Source organism: Pseudoalteromonas sp. Angola-4 (assembly GCF_028599265.1).
GTDB lineage: Bacteria > Pseudomonadota > Gammaproteobacteria > Enterobacterales > Alteromonadaceae > Pseudoalteromonas > Pseudoalteromonas atlantica.
In genome coordinates this window covers 1-16,619 of record NZ_JAQREK010000016.1, presented here as the reverse complement: position 1 = coordinate 16,619, position 16,619 = coordinate 1, and the positions used below count along the sequence as shown (strand labels likewise).

Sequence of the window (16,619 nt, the reverse complement as noted above, 5' to 3'; positions counted from 1 at the left end):
CAAAATAGATCACTTAATTAAGCGAATTGGTTTAAAAAGGCCTTTATGGCCTTTTTTTGTCTTTTTATTATGAACACCATAAGTTAAAAACCAGCATGAAAAAACTGATCATTGCGCGCGAAAATGTAGACGATTCTTACCTGCCAAGCGATCTGCACCCTGTTATTAAGCAAATTTATGCCACGCGTAACGTGCAAAATGCCCACGAGCTAAATAATAGTGCAGCCACGCTAATCGACTTTAAACTGTTTAAAGACATCGACAAAGCCACCGAGCTATTAATTGATGCGCTGAATGCGCAAAGCCGCATTTTAATTGTTGGCGACTTCGATGCCGATGGCGCAACCAGTACAGCCACCTTAATGCAAGGCTTGGCAATGTTTGGCTTTAATAACTTAGACTACCTTGTACCGGATAGATTTAGCTTAGGCTATGGTTTAAGCCCAGCGCTTGCTGAGCAAATTGTTGATATAAAACCAGAGCTGGTCATTACGGTAGATAACGGTATTTCATGTATTGCAGGCATAGACATACTAAAAAAAGTGGGCATTAAAGTACTGGTTACTGATCACCACTTGCAAGGGGAGCAGCTCCCTAATGCCGATGCAATTGTTAACCCAAATCGCCATGATTGCCGTTTTCCTTCAAAATCAATTGCGGGTGTCGGCGTTGCCTTTTACTTGCTTATAGCCCTTAGAAGCACGTTACGAGAGCAAGGTTATTTTGAACGCCATACTATGCCAAATTTAGCCGACTTGCTTGATATAGTTGCCCTTGGCACCGTGGCCGATGTAGTTGCGCTTGATGCAAATAACCGCACTTTAGTACACCAAGGGTTGGCGCGTATTCGCAGCGGTAAAACACGCCCAGGTATTACTGCGCTTATTGAAGTGGCTAATCGTAATGCAGCGCGTTTAAGCGCCAGTGACTTTGGTTTTTCGTTGGCCCCGCGTTTAAACGCAGCAGGGCGACTAGATGACATGAGTTTGGGCATAGCGTGCTTATTAAGTACCGATATAAACCAAGCAAGGCGTATTGCCAGCGAGTTAGATAGCTTAAACCATGCACGGCGCGAAATAGAGCAGGGCATGCAAGCCGAGGCGCAAGCTGTGCTTGATAGGCTTGCGTTTAGTGATGACACCATTCCCGATGCCATTTGTTTATACCAAGAAGATTGGCACCAAGGTGTTATTGGTATTTTGGCGGGTCGCTTAAAAGAAAAATACCACCGCCCAACCGTTATTTTTGCCGGTGGCGAAAACGGTGAAATAAAAGGCTCGTGCCGCTCTATTGAAGGGCTGCACATGCGCGATTTACTCGAAGGGCTAAATACCGCCGACCCGCACTTAATTAATAAATTTGGCGGCCACGCCATGGCGGCAGGGCTAAGTATTGATGAGCAAAATTTTAATGACTTTAAAAACGCGTTTGATGCAGCTGTAAGCGCACAGTTAAGCGAAGAAAGTAAACGCTGCATTGTGTTTACCGATGGCGAGCTGCCAAACGAGTGCTTTACAATGGACTTTGCTCAGCTATTAAAGCAATCAGGCCCATGGGGGCAGCAATTTCCTGAGCCGGTATTTGAGCACACCTTTGAAGTTATTCAGCAGCGTATAGTAGGCGAAAAGCACTTAAAGCTGGTGCTTAAACATCAATCTGGACGCTTAGTTGACGCTATTGCATTTGGAATAGATGTAAAAGCATGGCCCGACACCGAGGCCCGTTATGTCAAAGTGGCTTATCAGCTCGACATAAACGAATTTAGAGGCAAGTTTAGCCTGCAATTAATTGTTCGCGAGCTTGAAAAAGTGCATTAAAAAATATGCACAATGCATGCATAAAAGGCTAATAAAGCGCGCGGTTTTTTGTTAAAATCGGGCGTTTTTATCATTTGACGATAATTTATTGCGTTTAGTGCTAATTTTAGCGCGCAATAATCTAGCCATTTTGGAGTAATGTACATGTTTGAAGTGAATCCTGTGATTAATCAAATCAAGGAAATTCGCGAACGTACTGAACTGCTTCGGGGGTACCTTTGACTACGCTCACAAACAAGAGCGCCTAGAAGAAGTAAACGCCGAACTTGAAGATTCAGCCGTATGGAATGAACCTGAGCGCGCACAAGCACTTGGTCGTGAAAAATCAGCCTTAGAAGCCGTTGTTGAAACAATCGACAACTTAGTAGCAGGTGCTGACGACGTAGAAGGTTTATTAGAGCTTGCAGTAGAAGCAGAAGACGAAGACACGTTTGTTGAAGCGCAAACTGAACTTGAAGGCTTAAATAAACAGCTTGAGGGTTTAGAGTTTCGCCGTATGTTTTCGGGCTCTCACGATGCAAACGATGCTTACCTTGATTTACAGTCTGGGTCTGGCGGTACTGAAGCACAAGACTGGTGTAACATGTTATTACGCATGTATTTACGCTGGGGCGAAGCTAAAGGCTTTAAAGTTGAGCTAGTAGAAGCAACCGATGGCGATGTGGCCGGTATTAAAGGTGCAACAGTGCGCTTTGTAGGCGAATACGCATATGGTTGGCTGCGCACAGAAACAGGCGTACACCGTTTAGTACGTAAAAGCCCATTTGATTCAAGTGGTCGTCGTCATACCTCGTTTGCCTCTGCGTTTGTTTACCCAGAAGTAGATGACAATATTGAAATTGATATTAATCCGGCTGACTTACGTATAGACGTTTACCGTGCATCGGGCGCGGGTGGTCAGCACGTTAATACCACCGAATCGGCAGTACGTATTACTCACGTACCTACCAACACGGTTGTTCAGTGTCAAAACGAGCGTTCACAACACAAAAATAAAGCCCAAGCAATGAAGCAGTTAAAAGCAAAATTATTTGAGCTTGAACTTCAGCAGCAAAATGCTGAAAAGCAATCGCAAGAAGACGCAAAGTCGGATATTGGCTGGGGAAGCCAAATTCGTTCTTACGTACTTGATGATGCACGTATTAAAGATTTACGAACTGGCGTTGAAAACCGTAATACGCAATCGGTACTTGACGGCAACCTAGACAAATTTATTGAAGCCAGCCTAAAATCTGGCCTATAACCACCAAGCTAAAAAAGAGCTAAAAAATGACTGATCAAATCCAAGACGAAAATAAGTTAATCGCTGAGCGTCGCGGCAAATTAGACGCTATTCGCGAAAATTGCCCAGCCAACGGTCATCCTAATCAGTTCCGTCGTGAACATTACACGGCTGATTTACAGGCTGAGTTTGGTGATAAGAGTAAAGAAGAATTAGTAGAGCTTAAGCACGTTGTATCAATTGCTGGCCGTATTTTAGCTAAGCGTGGTCCTTTTATGGCCATTCAAGACATGAAAGGCCGTGTACAAGCTTACGCATCTAAAGATGTGCAAAAAGACTTAAAAGCAAAATATGGCCAACTAGATATTGGCGATATTATTGGTGTTAAAGGTGCGCTTAATAAATCAGGTAAAGGCGATTTATACGTAGAAATGACCGAGTACGAACTACTTACTAAGTCACTACGCCCATTACCAGAGAAGTTTCATGGTTTATCAGATCAAGAAACCAAGTACCGTCAACGTTATGTTGATTTAATTACTAACGAAGCAACGCGCGAAACATTCCGCATTCGCTCACAAGTAGTTGAAGGTATTCGTCGCTTTTTAGCAGAGCGCGACTTTATGGAAGTAGAAACGCCAATGCTACAGGTTATTCCTGGCGGTGCGTCTGCGCGTCCATTTGTGACTCACCATAACGCACTTGATATAGACATGTACTTACGTATAGCGCCTGAGCTTTACCTTAAGCGTTTAGTAGTAGGTGGTTTTGACCGCGTATTTGAAATTAACCGTAACTTCCGTAACGAAGGGTTATCAACGCGCCACAACCCAGAATTCACTATGATTGAATTTTACCAAGCCTACGCTGATTACATCGACCTGATGAATATTACCGAAGACATGCTACGTACAGTTGCAACAAACGTTTTAGGTAGCCCAATTGTTGTTAATACCACTAAAGATGAAAACGGCGAAGTTATCGACTCAGTAGAGTACGACTTTGGCCAACCGTTTGAGCGCCTAAGCATGGCTGATGCTATCTTAAAATATAACCCTGAGTTTGATGCTGCGGTATTTAATGACCCAGAAAACCACTTTGAAGAATTAAAAGCGTACGCTAAACAAGTGCACGTAAAAATTCCTGAAAATTGTGTATGGGGCCCAGGTAAGTTTTTATGTGAAATATTTGAAGAAACGGCTGAGCACATGCTTATCCAACCTACATTTATTACAGGCTACCCGTGGGAAGTATCGCCACTTGCGCGCCGTAACGACGAAAACCCATTTGTTACCGACCGCTTTGAGTTTTTTGTTGGCGGACGTGAGCTTGCAAATGGCTTCTCGGAGCTTAACGATGCGCAAGATCAAGCAGAGCGCTTTACTCGCCAAGTTGAAGAAAAAGACGCCGGCGATGATGAAGCAATGCATTACGATGAAGACTACATACGCGCACTAGAGTACGGCTTACCGCCTACTGCCGGTGAAGGTATTGGTATTGACCGCTTAGTAATGTTATTTACTGATTCACCAACCATTAAAGATGTTATTTTGTTCCCGCATATGCGCCCACAAGCTGACTAAGCTTAAACAAAATAAATGTGATAAACGCCGCTAAATTTTAGCGGCGTTTTTGTGTGAGTACAAAAATAAGCGCCAATGCAGGAAAAGTTGGAGAGTAAATTGCTTTATAAAAACAGACGAAAGAGAGGATAAGATTGTTCGATTTTTAATTAATTAGCACTAAGCTAAATTTTAAAGCTAGTTATTAGTACTTATTAATAGTTAATTCAGATTGGGTTATTTAATGTAGCCTTGTTTTAAATAACCTTAATAACAGTGCTATAACGTAATTTTATGACTGTTTTTTAAACATTATGTTGTATTTATGTAAAAAACTTAGCTAAAATACGCCAAAATTTTGAGCTGGGTAAAAATAGCACTCTAAATATGAATTCTCAAATGGACTTAGAATATAATATGAAAGACAACCGAGTTGAAGAATCGCCAGAAACTGACACCACAGAGCAAAAGCGACAAGCTTATTACCGAGCCTGTATTGCTGAGTTTCAGCAATTAGGTTACCAAGAGCAATATTTAGCGCAGCTCAAAGATGATTTAGTGCCTTTAATGGGCGTTAACCCACAAGACAAAAACATTTAAATCGTTTACTTTTCAAACCAATTATACAATTAAAGCTGACTTATGTGCGTTCTGTAACCAGATAGTCATTTTTGGCATAAAAGTGTTTGACATATTTTCTGAAATCTTTATTATACGCCCCACAAGACGGAGAGGTGTCCGAGTGGCCGAAGGAGCTCCCCTGCTAAGGGAGTATAGAGTTTGTAGCTCTATCGAGGGTTCGAATCCCTCCTTCTCCACCATTTCTTTTAATGGCAGTCTTGTAAAGTAAAGATTGGGCGCATAGCTCAGCTGGATAGAGTACCTGGCTACGAACCAGGCGGTCGGAGGTTCGAATCCTCCTGCGCCCACCACTCTTTACACACTCTGCTTAGAGTATAAATAAGTTAAAGTGTTTGGTTTAAAACCAAATAGGTCGGAGGTTCATTCTTACAAGATACGTCCTGCTTCCAGCACTTTTTACACACTCTGCTTAGAGTATAAATAAGCAAACAGTAAAAGTGGGCGCATAGCTCAGCTGGATAGAGTACCTGGCTACGAACCAGGCGGTCGGAGGTTCGAATCCTCCTGCGCCCACCACTTTTACAACACTCTGCTTAGAGTATAAACAAGTAGAAAGTGTTGGCTAAAGCCAAGCGGTCGGAGGTTCACTCTTAGAAGTTACGTCCTACGCCCACCACTTTTACAACACTCTGCTTAGAGTATAAACAAGTAACTAATGAAAGTGGGCGCATAGCTCAGCTGGATAGAGTACCTGGCTACGAACCAGGCGGTCGGAGGTTCGAATCCTCCTGCGCCCACCACTTTCATAAATAAGCCGACAAAAGTCGGTTTTTTTGTGTCTGAAATAGCATATAAGTTAAGCGCATATTTTACGGTGTGTACTTATATTTATTGTTTCAGAAACTCCACTTAGAGTATAAATAAGAAAAAATGAAAGTGGGCGCATAGCTCAGCTGGATAGAGTACCTGGCTACGAACCAGGCGGTCGGAGGTTCGAATCCTCCTGCGCCCACCACTTTCTATTACTACTTAAGTTAATAGAAAAGAAGCCGACAAAAGTCGGTTTTTTTGTGTCTGAATTTTGAGAAAGCTATCAGCTATCAGTTAAGCCAGACAAACACTCCTGCTAAAAATTTCAGCGTAGACGTAAGCGTGCTCACGTGAGAAGCGCAGCTTCTAGTTACTTATGTACAGCTCAAAACCATTCACTGCTCTTTAACTTAAGCTGTGGTATTTTAAACACCTTGTTTAAAAGGAACTTGCTGTATGTTTAAAGCTGTATTCATCACCTTTGTTTTACTATTTATCACTATTTTTAATGTGGGCGCGCACGCTCACACTGCTCAAACAACGCCAATTGTTGGCGCTGCTCAATACAAACATTATTTGCCACAGCTACAAAATAAACGTGTTGGCCTTGTGGTAAATCAAACATCGCTTGTTGAAAATACTCATTTGGTTGATGCTTTACTCACTAAAAATATAACCATAACCAAAATTTTTGCACCTGAGCATGGCTTTAGAGGCGATCACGACGCTGGAGCCCATGTTAAAAATGCGGTTGATAGTAAAACCGGTATCCCGCTTATTTCTATTTATGGCAAAAACAAAACGCCAAGCGCTGAGGCTCTGAGCGAAGTAGATGTTATTATTTTTGATATCCAAGATGTGGGCGTGCGCTTTTATACCTACATAAGCTCTATGCATTACATGATGGAAACCGCAGCCGAGCAAGACATAGAATTAATTGTGCTTGATAGGCCAAACCCCAATATTGCCTACGTTGATGGGCCAATACTTGAGCGCCAATTTAAATCGTTTGTAGGCATGCACCCAATCCCCGTGCTGCATGGCATGACGGTAGGCGAGCTTGCAAAAATGATCAAAGGCGAAAGCTGGATCAATAAAGCGGCTGATTTAAAGCTTACTGTGATCCCTGTTGATCATTACACGCGCTCAACTGACTACAGTTTACCTGTAAAACCCAGCCCTAATTTACCTAACGATCAATCGATTGCGCTGTATCCGTCGTTGTGCTTTTTTGAGTCAACCCCTGTAAGTATTGGCAGAGGCACCAACTTTGCGTTTCAAGTAATTGGCTACTCGCCCGTTGCGCTTGGGGATTTTAGTTTTACACCGCGCTCTATTAAAGGGGCGGCAGCAAACCCTAAATTTAAAAATACCCCTGTAAAAGGGCTCGATTTACGCACAGCAAACACGCGCGGGCTTGATTTAAGTTACTTAATAACGGCTTATAATAAATTAACTAAAAACAATATTACCTTTTTTGAACGCGCTGATTTTATGGATAAATTGGCTGGCACTAACAAACTACGTTTAGCTATTGAAGCAGGGCAATCAGAGCGGCAAATAAAACAAAGTTGGCAGCAAGGGCTTGCAGCATTTAAAAAGCAACGAGCGCCTTATTTGCTGTACAAGTAAGGGGAGCAAATGGCTTTAGTAATAAACAAAAAATTAAGAAGCTGTTTTAAAACGGCTTTACTGGCGCTTGTTAGCGCGACTCTTGTAGCGTGTAGTATGGCAAATAAGCCAAATGAGTTTACAGCAAGTGAGCTTAAGCAAAGCAAATTAGTAACGCTTCCAAACGCCCAAGTTATTGTCACTTTTCCTGAGGCTAACCCAAGCAGCCGTGAGTACGTAAATAACCGTGGCACATTTAAAGCGTATAAAGGGCGAGGGCAGTTATTAATTCAAAATAATAACGCGATAAGCGCCGATATTTTTATAAATAACCAAAAGCTTAATATTACCAACCAATTAGCCGCTAATACTTTATACGAGTATTCGCTAGCAAGGCGCACCCACAACGGGGTAAATACGTTTAAGGTTGAAAATATTAAACCTAAAGGCGCAAGCCTTACCTTGCGCTTTGAGTTTCCAACCTTAAATACCGCTGCGCAAAGTAATATAGACTTTAGCCAGGTCGATGCCCTTATTGAAAAAGACATACAAGCAGGTTTTCCGGGGGCGGTATTAGCCGTTATTAAAAGTGGCGAACTCATAAAGCTTAGTGCCTATGGCGATGCCAAACAGTACCAACAAAGTGATTTGCTGCTACTACGCCCAGAGCCAATGCAAACACATACTCTGTTTGATTTAGCCTCTAACACCAAAATATTTGCCACTAATTTTGCCCTTATGAAACTTGTAAGTGAAGGGCTTTTAAATATAAACAACTCCGTACAAAGTTACTTACCCGAATACAAAGGTGATGGCCGCGAGCTGCGCACAGTTAAAAATTTACTTACGCATACAGCGGGTTACCCGCCTGTGTTTGATTTTCATCGTAAAGGTGCTAAAACTGGCGATGCGTATTTTTCGCAAAATAGCCAAACCACAAAGCAGCTGTTACTTACGCAAGTACCGCTGAGCAATAAATACCCCGCACAAGCCGTTTACTCCGATATTGATTACATGATTTTAGGCGTACTAGTTGAGCGAATAACCGGGCAACCACTTGATGACTACCTAGAGCAACACATTTACGCCCCACTTAAACTGACCAATACGGTATTTAACCCACTTAAAAAGGGCTTTAAACGCGCTGAATTTGCAGCAACCGAGCTTAGCGGCAATACCCGTGATGGCCGTATTGCCTTTGAAAATATTCGTACCAATGTTTTGCAAGGCGAAGTGCACGACGAGCGAGCATTTTATTCGTTTAATGGCGTAGCAGGGCATGCCGGTTTATTTAGTAATGCACCCGATTTAGCTGTGCTTTGCCAAGTACTATTAAACCAAGGTGGTTTTGGCAATACCCAGTTATTTAGCGCATCAACCTTAGCGCAGTTTGTAACGCCACAATTAAACAACGAAACCTATGGCCTAGGCTTTAGGCTTGCAGGTAACAACCAAGCCAGGCGTTGGCATTTTGGCCCTTACGCAAGCGCACAAGCGTATGGGCACACTGGCTGGACGGGCACAGTAACGGTTATTGATCCAACCTACGATTTAGCCATTATTTTATTGACCAATGCGCGGCACACAAAAATAAAAGGAAGCCAAAAACATTACCAGTTTTTGGGCAAACAATATGAGACCGCGCAATATGGCTCGGTGGTATCGCTTATTTACGAAGCACTACTAAATCAATAAATTATCGTTTAGGCTAAAACGGCCTAAGTGCAGTGCCTTAAGTGATTTATTTGCAGGTGACTTAACTAAGCCAATCCATTAAGCTAAGCGGTTTACAAATTCAGGCCTCATTTTTAAAACGGCCTGTAAAATAAGCGTTTCAACGTGAATAAAGCGAACGCACTTCGCTATTAATAAAGGTTAATTTATGTCTTGGTATTCTATATTACCGCCGCTCATTGCTATCGCTATCGTATTTTGGCGAAAAGAAGTAATAATGGCACTTTTGGTGGCCGTGGCTTCGTCAGAATTTTTACTCGCTATACAAGGCGAGGGTAATACCTTATTTGCTACATTTTTAAATACCATTGAGCGCATAATATCGGTAGCCAGCTCGCCGGGTAACACTCGCATTTTAATATTTAGTATTATGATTGGTGCCTTGCTTGCCTACATACGCGAATCTGGCGGCGTAGCAGCCACCGTTAATATGCTTATGAATAAAGGCATTGCAAAAAGTAAGCGCCAAGTTGGCTTTTTAACCATGTTTACCGGCATCGCGGTATTTATAGAGTCAAACCTCAGCGTATTAACCTCAGGTATTGTATCGCGTGGCCTGTTCGACAAATTTAAAATGAGCCGAGCCCGCCTTGCTTATATTATTGATAGCACCAGTGCACCTGTGTGTATTTTAATATTACTTAACGGTTGGGGCGCATTTGTACTGGGTTTACTTGGCAATTACGAGCTAAGCGAATCGGCGGTTTCTATTTTATGGGGCAGCGTAGGGTACAACTTTTACGCCATTATCACGCTAGTCATTGTGTTTTACACTATCGCGTTTGATAAAGTACACGGCCCAATGAAAGAAGCCGAGCAAAAACTAGAGCTACAAAAAACCGACCTAAAGGAAGAAGTAAAAGGCTCTAAAGCGCGTTACATGCTCGTGCCATTACTTACCTTAATTGTGAGCATGGTAGGCTTTATGTTTTACACCGGCAACGGCGTACTTGCAGAAGGCAGCGGCTCTAAATCAGTTTTATACGCAACGGTATTAGCCATTGTGGTTGCATATGTTTTAATGATTAGCTCGCGCCAATTTACTCACCATCAATTAGTCGATACCGGCTTTAAAGGCATGGGCGAGTTATTACCGCTGGTGAGCATTGTATTGCTTTCACTTACACTGGGCGCAAGCTTAAAAGAGCTAGGCACGGGCGTATTTGTCGCATCACTAGTGGGCGATTACCTACCTATTTACTTAATTGTACCAGTGCTGTTTTTAACCGGCGCGGTTATGTCGTTTACTACAGGTACATCATGGGGCACATTTGCCATACTTATTCCTATTGGTGTACCGCTTATTCAAGCACTCGGTTTACCACCTTCACTTGTGGTAGGCGCTATTTTAGGCGGCGGTATATTTGGCGATCACTGCTCGCCTATATCCGACACCAGCGCCGTATCGGCACTCGCCTCGGGGTGTGATTTACTCACCCACGTTAAAACGCAGCTACCGTATGCGTTATTTGGCGGCGCACTGACGTTTATAGCGTACTTAGTAACAAGCATAATTGTGTTATAAACGCATTTTAGAATACGACAATTCCAAACACTCAAAAGCCTGCTTAATTGCAGGCTTTTTAATATTATACAATGCTTAATTAAACTGAAATTATAGATGAATATCAGTTTATTAATATTATAGATGAATATCATCCAATAGAGTTAAGCTAAATTGACATGGTGGGTTTGTCCTCGTATATTTATGCCCATAATGGAATTTAAATATATTAGGAATAAAAATGGTAAAGGAATACATTGTAAAAAAAGGTGATACATTATGGGATATATCTTCTAAACACTTAGGGTCTCCAATGGAATGGCCTAGGTTATGGAAGTTTAATAACCGAAAAGAAGTTGTGGCTATTACTAATAAGCCTATAACTAATCCCGACCTAATTTATCCAGGGCAAAAAATACTCATACCTTCTTTAGATATTTCTCAAATTAAAATTAAGCAAAATGCCAGAGCATTTAATACAGTTAATGAGTCTTCACAAAAACAACTCCCTAAAATCACTTCGCCAATTTCATTAAGCTATAAGTTAGATGATATAAGACAACCTCCAATTGTACTCCCTAATGCTATAGTGGAAATTAAAATGACAGGTAATATTGTTTTATCTAGTGTAGATAAATATCCTGTTAATTACGTAGTTAACGATAAAAAATTAGAGGCGACGGTAACATCTCAAGCTAATAAAGCTTTTGGAGCATTAATTAGTGAAACAAAATTAGCTTTCGACGAAAAAACTAAAAAGTTAACGCTTGGAACTAATATTGTCTCTAAGAGTACTACTCCAAACAGCCCAACTACATCACTGGGAATTGAAGTCACATCAAATTCACCAATACCAAAATTAAAATATGAAGTGCAGCTCCCTCAATTAAAAGGAAAAATTAATCAATTTAACTATATAGCTGAAAAAGTGTCGTTTGTTTTAGAAGTAACATTTACGGGCTCAGATGGTAAAAGTGCTAGAGAACATAACCCTGACAGTAGTGTATGGGATAAGCCCTTAGCTATAGGACTATTTGCTGGAGCTACATTAATTGTTATTGGTACTTTAGTAGAAGATTACGTCACATTAGGTGCAGGAGTCGCTGATGATCCCGCTAGTTTTGCTGCAGCTGCAGGGATGACAGCGAGGGGAGTTGTATTATGGGGTTCTGCTAGAGCAGTAGTTATTCCCGCTGTATTACCCGCAGTTGTTAGGTTTAGCACTTCTATAGTCCCAGTCGCAACACTTAGACACGCCCATTAAAAGAGGTTTATTTAGTGAGAATATTTTCAATTGTTTTTTTATTTTTTCTCAGTGGATGTACTTACTTAGAAAGTGCATCAGAACAAGCTAAGCGCTTAGGTAAAACATACCAATTAGATATCCGAGCTGGCGATACTCGTTTATTTTTCCCTGAACAATTTTTAGGAATTGAAGGCAAGCCGCCTACACTTGAAATGCAAAGCACTTCTTTGGAGGATTCTTCAGAGTCACTTGATGGCATTGAAACCGCGCTGGAGGTTTACCCTGAAGGCTTTGTTTCCAAATTTATTAATGCTATTTATATTTCAGGACCTATGCTCATGGAGGGGGCTGAAGCGGGGGGAACATATTCAAGAAACTCTATAATATTATCAAATATCTCAGATAAGAACGGTACTAACTTCAATTATGAAAATTCGTTACGGGGAGTTCATCACGAGCTTAGTTCTTTAATTTATTTACGCTCCCCTTTTGTTAATCTTGCATGGCAAGGTCTGTTGCCTGAAAGTTGGAGTCCTGCTTCCTCGAATTATGAGGCTTTAACGCAAGATAGAAGTATAGGGCCTGATTATGAAAATGGATTTTTATCTACCTACGGTAAAACTAATATTGAGAACGACTTTAATATTTTCGCCGAATTTGCTTTTTCTGAACCTGAAAAGCTACGAGACCTTGCAGCTAAGTATCCAACTATAGCTAAAAAGCTGAGTTTATTTATTACTGCATATAAGCAGGTTCTTCCTGAATATCAGCAGGGCTTCGAAGAGTATTTCACTAATACGGGTTTAAGCGATGTTGCTATAAAACCTGATAATGTAGAGATTACAATCCACAGTGATTTTAGTAATATTAAGCCTCAAATAATTCACTAAGTAAATTTAGTAAAGGGCTTATGTTTTACATATAGTCATGGTTCATACTTAAGATATTCCTCTGTTAAAGAAGCATAAATCGAATACTCTGAAGCAGCTTTTTATGTACCTTAAATCATTGTAATAGTAACTAGTCAGGATTTCTCTACGTAACTTTAAATGATATGATTTCACCAATTAAATAATAAATAAGGACATTTTTATGGATATTATGATTGGTCAGCAAGCTCTTAAAAAGAAAAATCAGCTAACTCAGTTATCAGAGCGAGCAATCGGTCGAGACTTCAAAGAGCAAGCAGCATTAGCTATACAAATGACTCAATGCAGTGCAGCTGTTTATAGGAGGTTACAGCGCACTTATAAATCAACTGTAACGCCACGAGATGAAAAAAGAGTTAAAGCCGGAGGCTTGAGTACACAGTCAGTAACTTTTTCCACAAGTAATAATAGCCAAAAATCTTTTAATAGCCTACTACCTGCAATGCGTGGTGGGAGAGCCGCACCAACTAATACTTCCAAAACATCCAATGATGTTGCCGTTGCTTCTAATCAACCACAAGCAGTTAATTTGTTAGCTTTATTACACCCTGTAATAAGCAGTGATATTATGAAAACAGGTAATGCAGTAGAAAGAACAGCTACTATATTAGGACTGGTCACAACTACAGTTGGTTTTGTTGTTCCTGGAGGTGGAGCCGTATCCTCTATTGTTAGTTGGGTAGGTAGTGGCGCTACTTATTCAGGTTTCACTATGTCAAGAATACGTCCTGATGCGCCGGATAGAGCCTATCATCAATTAACTAACTACATTACGTGTTTAGCGGCTTGGAATAAAAAAGCGTGTGAGTTAATCGATATAGCTGATCCAAATGGACAATGGACTTTTAGGGATATTGAAAACGGATTCTCATAGAGTTAAGGCTGAAAAGACAGTTTTAAATATTTTATGAGAGGACTCTACTAAATATACGAAAGCCTGCTTAATCGCAGGTTTTTTTGTTTTAAATATGCAGTTAAGTACCCGTATTTATATTTTTTAGGTTATTGTATGGCATGAGCTTTAAGCTTTTTAATAGCTATAAATTCTTACTTTTTAACTTATACAAGGCTGTAAACCCACACTATGTTTGTAATAGATAATATCATTCTTGTTAGTGCCATTTTAATTTTACTAGGGGTTATCTCGAGCAAGCTATCTGCGCGCGTTGGCTTACCCGTGCTGGTGCTATTTTTACTGGTGGGCATGCTTGCAGGTGAAGACGGTATTGCCGGTATATCATTCGATAACGCAGAGGCTGCGCATGCTCTGGGCACGTTAGCACTGGCTATTATTCTATTTGATGGTGGGCTACAAACGCCAACCAGTTCAATTAAACAAGTGTGGAAACCTGCTTCGGCTTTAGCAACGGTCGGGGTGCTTTTAACGGCTGTAATTACCGGCCTTGTCGCCACTTATATTTTAGACTTACCCGTATTACAAGGCGTTTTGCTGGGCGCTATTGTGGGCTCTACAGATGCCGCTGCCGTATTTGCACTTTTACGTAGCGCCGGTATTCACTTAAATAAAAAGCTTAAATCAACCCTTGAAATAGAAAGTGCCTCGAACGACCCAATGGCTATTTTTTTAACGGTTGGTTTGCTCGAAATGCTAGTGAACGACATGCCAATAGGGCTGGGTTTACTGCAGTTATTTGCCCAGCAAATGGGCGTAGGCGCCGTTTGTGGGTTTTTAATTGGTAAGGTGTCGGTGTGGTTTATTAATCGAATAAAATTAAATGCATCAGGTTTGTATTTAGTAATGGTAACCGCATTTGGGCTGCTTTCTTTTGGCCTTTCTGCAACGCTTGGCGGCAGTGGCTTTTTAGCTGTATTTATAACCGGCGTTATTTTAGGTAACAGTAAATTTGTATATAAACGCGGTATTTTTCTGTTTCATGACGGTTTAGCGTGGCTTGGGCAAATAACCATGTTTGTTGTGTTAGGGCTTTTAATTAACCCCTCGTCGTTGGTTGATGTATGGCTAGAAGGGTTGTTAATTGCACTGGCACTTATTTTTGTTGCTCGCCCACTAGCGGTAGCGCCAATTTTAAAATTATTTGGCTTTAATAATCGCGAAACATTATTTGTATCTTGGGTGGGGCTAAGAGGCTCAGTGCCGATTATTTTAGCTATATTCCCACTGTTGTTTGGCCTTTCAGGGGCGGAGCTTATTTTTAATGTGGTTTTTTTCGTGGTGTTAATCTCGGCCACGTTGCAAGGCTCAACTATGCCTTGGATGGCTAAAAAGTTAAGTTTAATAGAGCCGCCACCCGATTTAGCAGCTGCAACGCTCGAAATTACCGCCCTAAATGATATTGATATAGAAATTGTAGAGTACACGTTAAGTGAGGTTTCTCGCGTTTCTGGGCGCAGTTTGTCACATGCTGCACTACCAGAAAGTGTAGTTGTAGCCATGATCACACGAGGGCCTTCAATCATACCGCCACGCGGCTCTACTAAATTAAAACCAAACGATCATTTATTTGTAGTTTTAAAACCCGCTAACAGACCTTTTGTTGATTTAGTTTTTACAGCAACCGATAAAACAAACCACCAAGACAGTCACTTAGCGCGCAACGAACTTAAAGTGAAAGGGGTTACGCTAGTAGGTGATATATTTTACTCATATCACATGAAAATAGACGCGCCAGAGGGCATAAGCTTGGAAGAGGTGATCAACCAAAAGCTCTCAGGAGAAATCAGTAAAGGCTCAATTGTGGTTATTGGTAATGTTCAACTACGCGTTATAACAATGGTACATACACGTATAGTGACCATCGGCTTAAAATACTTACACAATCCAGAACAACGGCTTTTAAAGCAGTAACCATTACCGATGATTTACAAGATATTAGCGACGTAGGTTGGGTTGAGTGACACGAAACCCAACGTATCACCGATGCAATGAGCAAACCCAAAGCTAATTATATGTAGTGTATGTTGTAGGCGTACAGCTTGCTGGCGCTGTGTATAAGACCAAAACCTAAATATAGCATGGAACCTTATTCAAGGTTTTTGGCTGACTACTATCGCTTGTAGTCAGTTCTGTTTGGTAACGAGAATAACTATTTATTCAATTTGGATTGTTTAAATATTTAAAAGTCAGCTAAGTAGCTCACTTTTTTAAAAGAGTACACAGAAACTTTTCCTTAGGTTATATACCTATCTTTTTGTACATCGTTTTACTGCCACTATAAAGTGCCAAGTAAAAGTTAAAAAGAAAATATGGTAAATCAAAGTTACGAACTCCATCCCTTCTTTTAAAAACCTACCATATGGTGGTATTCCTTTGGCTAAGGCATTTAAGTTTTTTGAAATACTAATTATGTATTCATTTAAAGGTTCATATATTTTATACACGTAATTATTTTCATAACCTAAAATTAAAAAATAATAAATAATTGCTGTTACCAGCATCAAACTTAGGGGAGTAAATATACTAGAACCAAAATTAGATATGCTTTCATTAAGCCATAGAGAGCGTTCAGAATTCTGTGTCAGCCTAAGTTGCTAAATATCTAGCACACCATCTAACCTACCTTCGAAGTGGATGGCCAATTGCGACAATGTCAGATTCCAATTATGGATTGGCATTGTCCATT

The 16,619-nt window shown here is 40.8% G+C and carries 11 protein-coding genes and 5 tRNA genes; all 16 read left to right on the top strand.

Translation table 11 applies throughout. The features are described 5' to 3' along the window. The first annotated feature begins 95 nt into the window (after positions 1-95). The 16 genes from recJ to PSH48_RS16075 all read left to right on the top strand — a co-directional run bounded on the left by recJ (position 96) and on the right by PSH48_RS16075 (position 15,844). The gene (recJ, locus tag PSH48_RS16150; protein WP_273611872.1) at positions 96-1,817 is read left to right on the top strand and encodes a single-stranded-DNA-specific exonuclease RecJ; all 1,722 of its coding nucleotides are present in this window, start codon (positions 96-98) and stop codon (positions 1,815-1,817) included. A gap of 144 nt (positions 1,818-1,961) precedes the next feature. Next, a protein-coding gene (gene prfB, locus PSH48_RS16145; RefSeq protein ID WP_096041210.1) for a peptide chain release factor 2 occupies positions 1,962-3,060 on the top strand; the annotation gives its coding sequence in 2 pieces (ribosomal slippage) (positions 1,962-2,036 and positions 2,038-3,060; 1,098 coding nt in all). A 26-nt stretch (positions 3,061-3,086) separates the two neighbouring features. Beyond that, positions 3,087-4,622: a lysine--tRNA ligase gene (gene lysS / locus PSH48_RS16140; protein WP_004588007.1), complete on the top strand. Its 1,536-nt coding sequence runs from the start codon at positions 3,087-3,089 to the stop codon at positions 4,620-4,622. Positions 4,623-5,018: 396 nt separating this feature from the next. Next, on the top strand, positions 5,019-5,201 hold the full coding sequence (locus tag PSH48_RS16135; protein ID WP_024031585.1) for a hypothetical protein: 183 nt from the start codon (positions 5,019-5,021) through the stop codon (positions 5,199-5,201). A 128-nt stretch (positions 5,202-5,329) separates the two neighbouring features. Then, positions 5,330-5,422: transfer RNA gene (locus tag PSH48_RS16130), tRNA-Ser, on the top strand. Positions 5,423-5,456: 34 nt separating this feature from the next. Further along, positions 5,457-5,533, top strand: a tRNA-Arg gene (locus PSH48_RS16125). Positions 5,534-5,682: 149 nt separating this feature from the next. Next, a tRNA-Arg gene (locus PSH48_RS16120) sits at positions 5,683-5,759 on the top strand. 147 nt (positions 5,760-5,906) lie between these two features. Then, a tRNA-Arg gene (locus tag PSH48_RS16115) sits at positions 5,907-5,983 on the top strand. A 138-nt stretch (positions 5,984-6,121) separates the two neighbouring features. Beyond that, positions 6,122-6,198, top strand: a tRNA-Arg gene (locus PSH48_RS16110). A gap of 251 nt (positions 6,199-6,449) precedes the next feature. Next, on the top strand, positions 6,450-7,625 hold the full coding sequence (locus PSH48_RS16105) for an exo-beta-N-acetylmuramidase NamZ family protein (RefSeq protein ID WP_273611871.1): 1,176 nt from the start codon (positions 6,450-6,452) through the stop codon (positions 7,623-7,625). A gap of 9 nt (positions 7,626-7,634) precedes the next feature. Further along, positions 7,635-9,299, top strand: coding sequence for a penicillin binding protein PBP4B (gene pbp4b, locus PSH48_RS16100; RefSeq protein ID WP_273611870.1), 1,665 nt, complete (start codon positions 7,635-7,637; stop codon positions 9,297-9,299). A 187-nt stretch (positions 9,300-9,486) separates the two neighbouring features. Further along, a complete protein-coding gene (locus PSH48_RS16095; RefSeq protein ID WP_029773935.1) occupies positions 9,487-10,863 on the top strand; it encodes a Na+/H+ antiporter NhaC family protein in 1,377 nt (458 codons plus the stop codon). A gap of 220 nt (positions 10,864-11,083) precedes the next feature. Beyond that, positions 11,084-12,106, top strand: coding sequence for a LysM peptidoglycan-binding domain-containing protein (locus PSH48_RS16090; protein WP_138576925.1), 1,023 nt, complete (start codon positions 11,084-11,086; stop codon positions 12,104-12,106). Positions 12,107-12,120: 14 nt separating this feature from the next. After that, a complete protein-coding gene (locus PSH48_RS16085) occupies positions 12,121-12,978 on the top strand; it encodes a hypothetical protein (protein ID WP_138576923.1) in 858 nt (285 codons plus the stop codon). 202 nt (positions 12,979-13,180) lie between these two features. Then, complete coding sequence (locus PSH48_RS16080) at positions 13,181-13,891, top strand: hypothetical protein (protein ID WP_138576921.1); 711 nt, start codon at positions 13,181-13,183, stop codon at positions 13,889-13,891. 210 nt (positions 13,892-14,101) lie between these two features. Continuing rightward, a complete protein-coding gene (locus tag PSH48_RS16075; RefSeq protein WP_004587502.1) occupies positions 14,102-15,844 on the top strand; it encodes a potassium/proton antiporter in 1,743 nt (580 codons plus the stop codon). Positions 15,845-16,619 lie beyond the last annotated feature (775 nt).

What these genes read in the sequence shown, in the direction of transcription:
- pbp4b (WP_273611870.1), top strand. Translation starts at nt 7,635, where the DNA reads ATGGCTTTAGTAATAAACAAAAAATTAAGAAGCTGTTTTAAAACGGCT.
- PSH48_RS16105 (WP_273611871.1), top strand. Translation starts at nt 6,450, where the DNA reads ATGTTTAAAGCTGTATTCATCACCTTTGTTTTACTATTTATCACTATT.
- PSH48_RS16080 (WP_138576921.1), top strand. Translation starts at nt 13,181, where the DNA reads ATGGATATTATGATTGGTCAGCAAGCTCTTAAAAAGAAAAATCAGCTA.
- PSH48_RS16075 (WP_004587502.1), top strand. Translation starts at nt 14,102, where the DNA reads ATGTTTGTAATAGATAATATCATTCTTGTTAGTGCCATTTTAATTTTA.
- PSH48_RS16095 (WP_029773935.1), top strand. Translation starts at nt 9,487, where the DNA reads ATGTCTTGGTATTCTATATTACCGCCGCTCATTGCTATCGCTATCGTA.
- lysS (WP_004588007.1), top strand. Translation starts at nt 3,087, where the DNA reads ATGACTGATCAAATCCAAGACGAAAATAAGTTAATCGCTGAGCGTCGC.
- recJ (WP_273611872.1), top strand. Translation starts at nt 96, where the DNA reads ATGAAAAAACTGATCATTGCGCGCGAAAATGTAGACGATTCTTACCTG.
- PSH48_RS16090 (WP_138576925.1), top strand. Translation starts at nt 11,084, where the DNA reads ATGGTAAAGGAATACATTGTAAAAAAAGGTGATACATTATGGGATATA.
- PSH48_RS16135 (WP_024031585.1), top strand. Translation starts at nt 5,019, where the DNA reads ATGAAAGACAACCGAGTTGAAGAATCGCCAGAAACTGACACCACAGAG.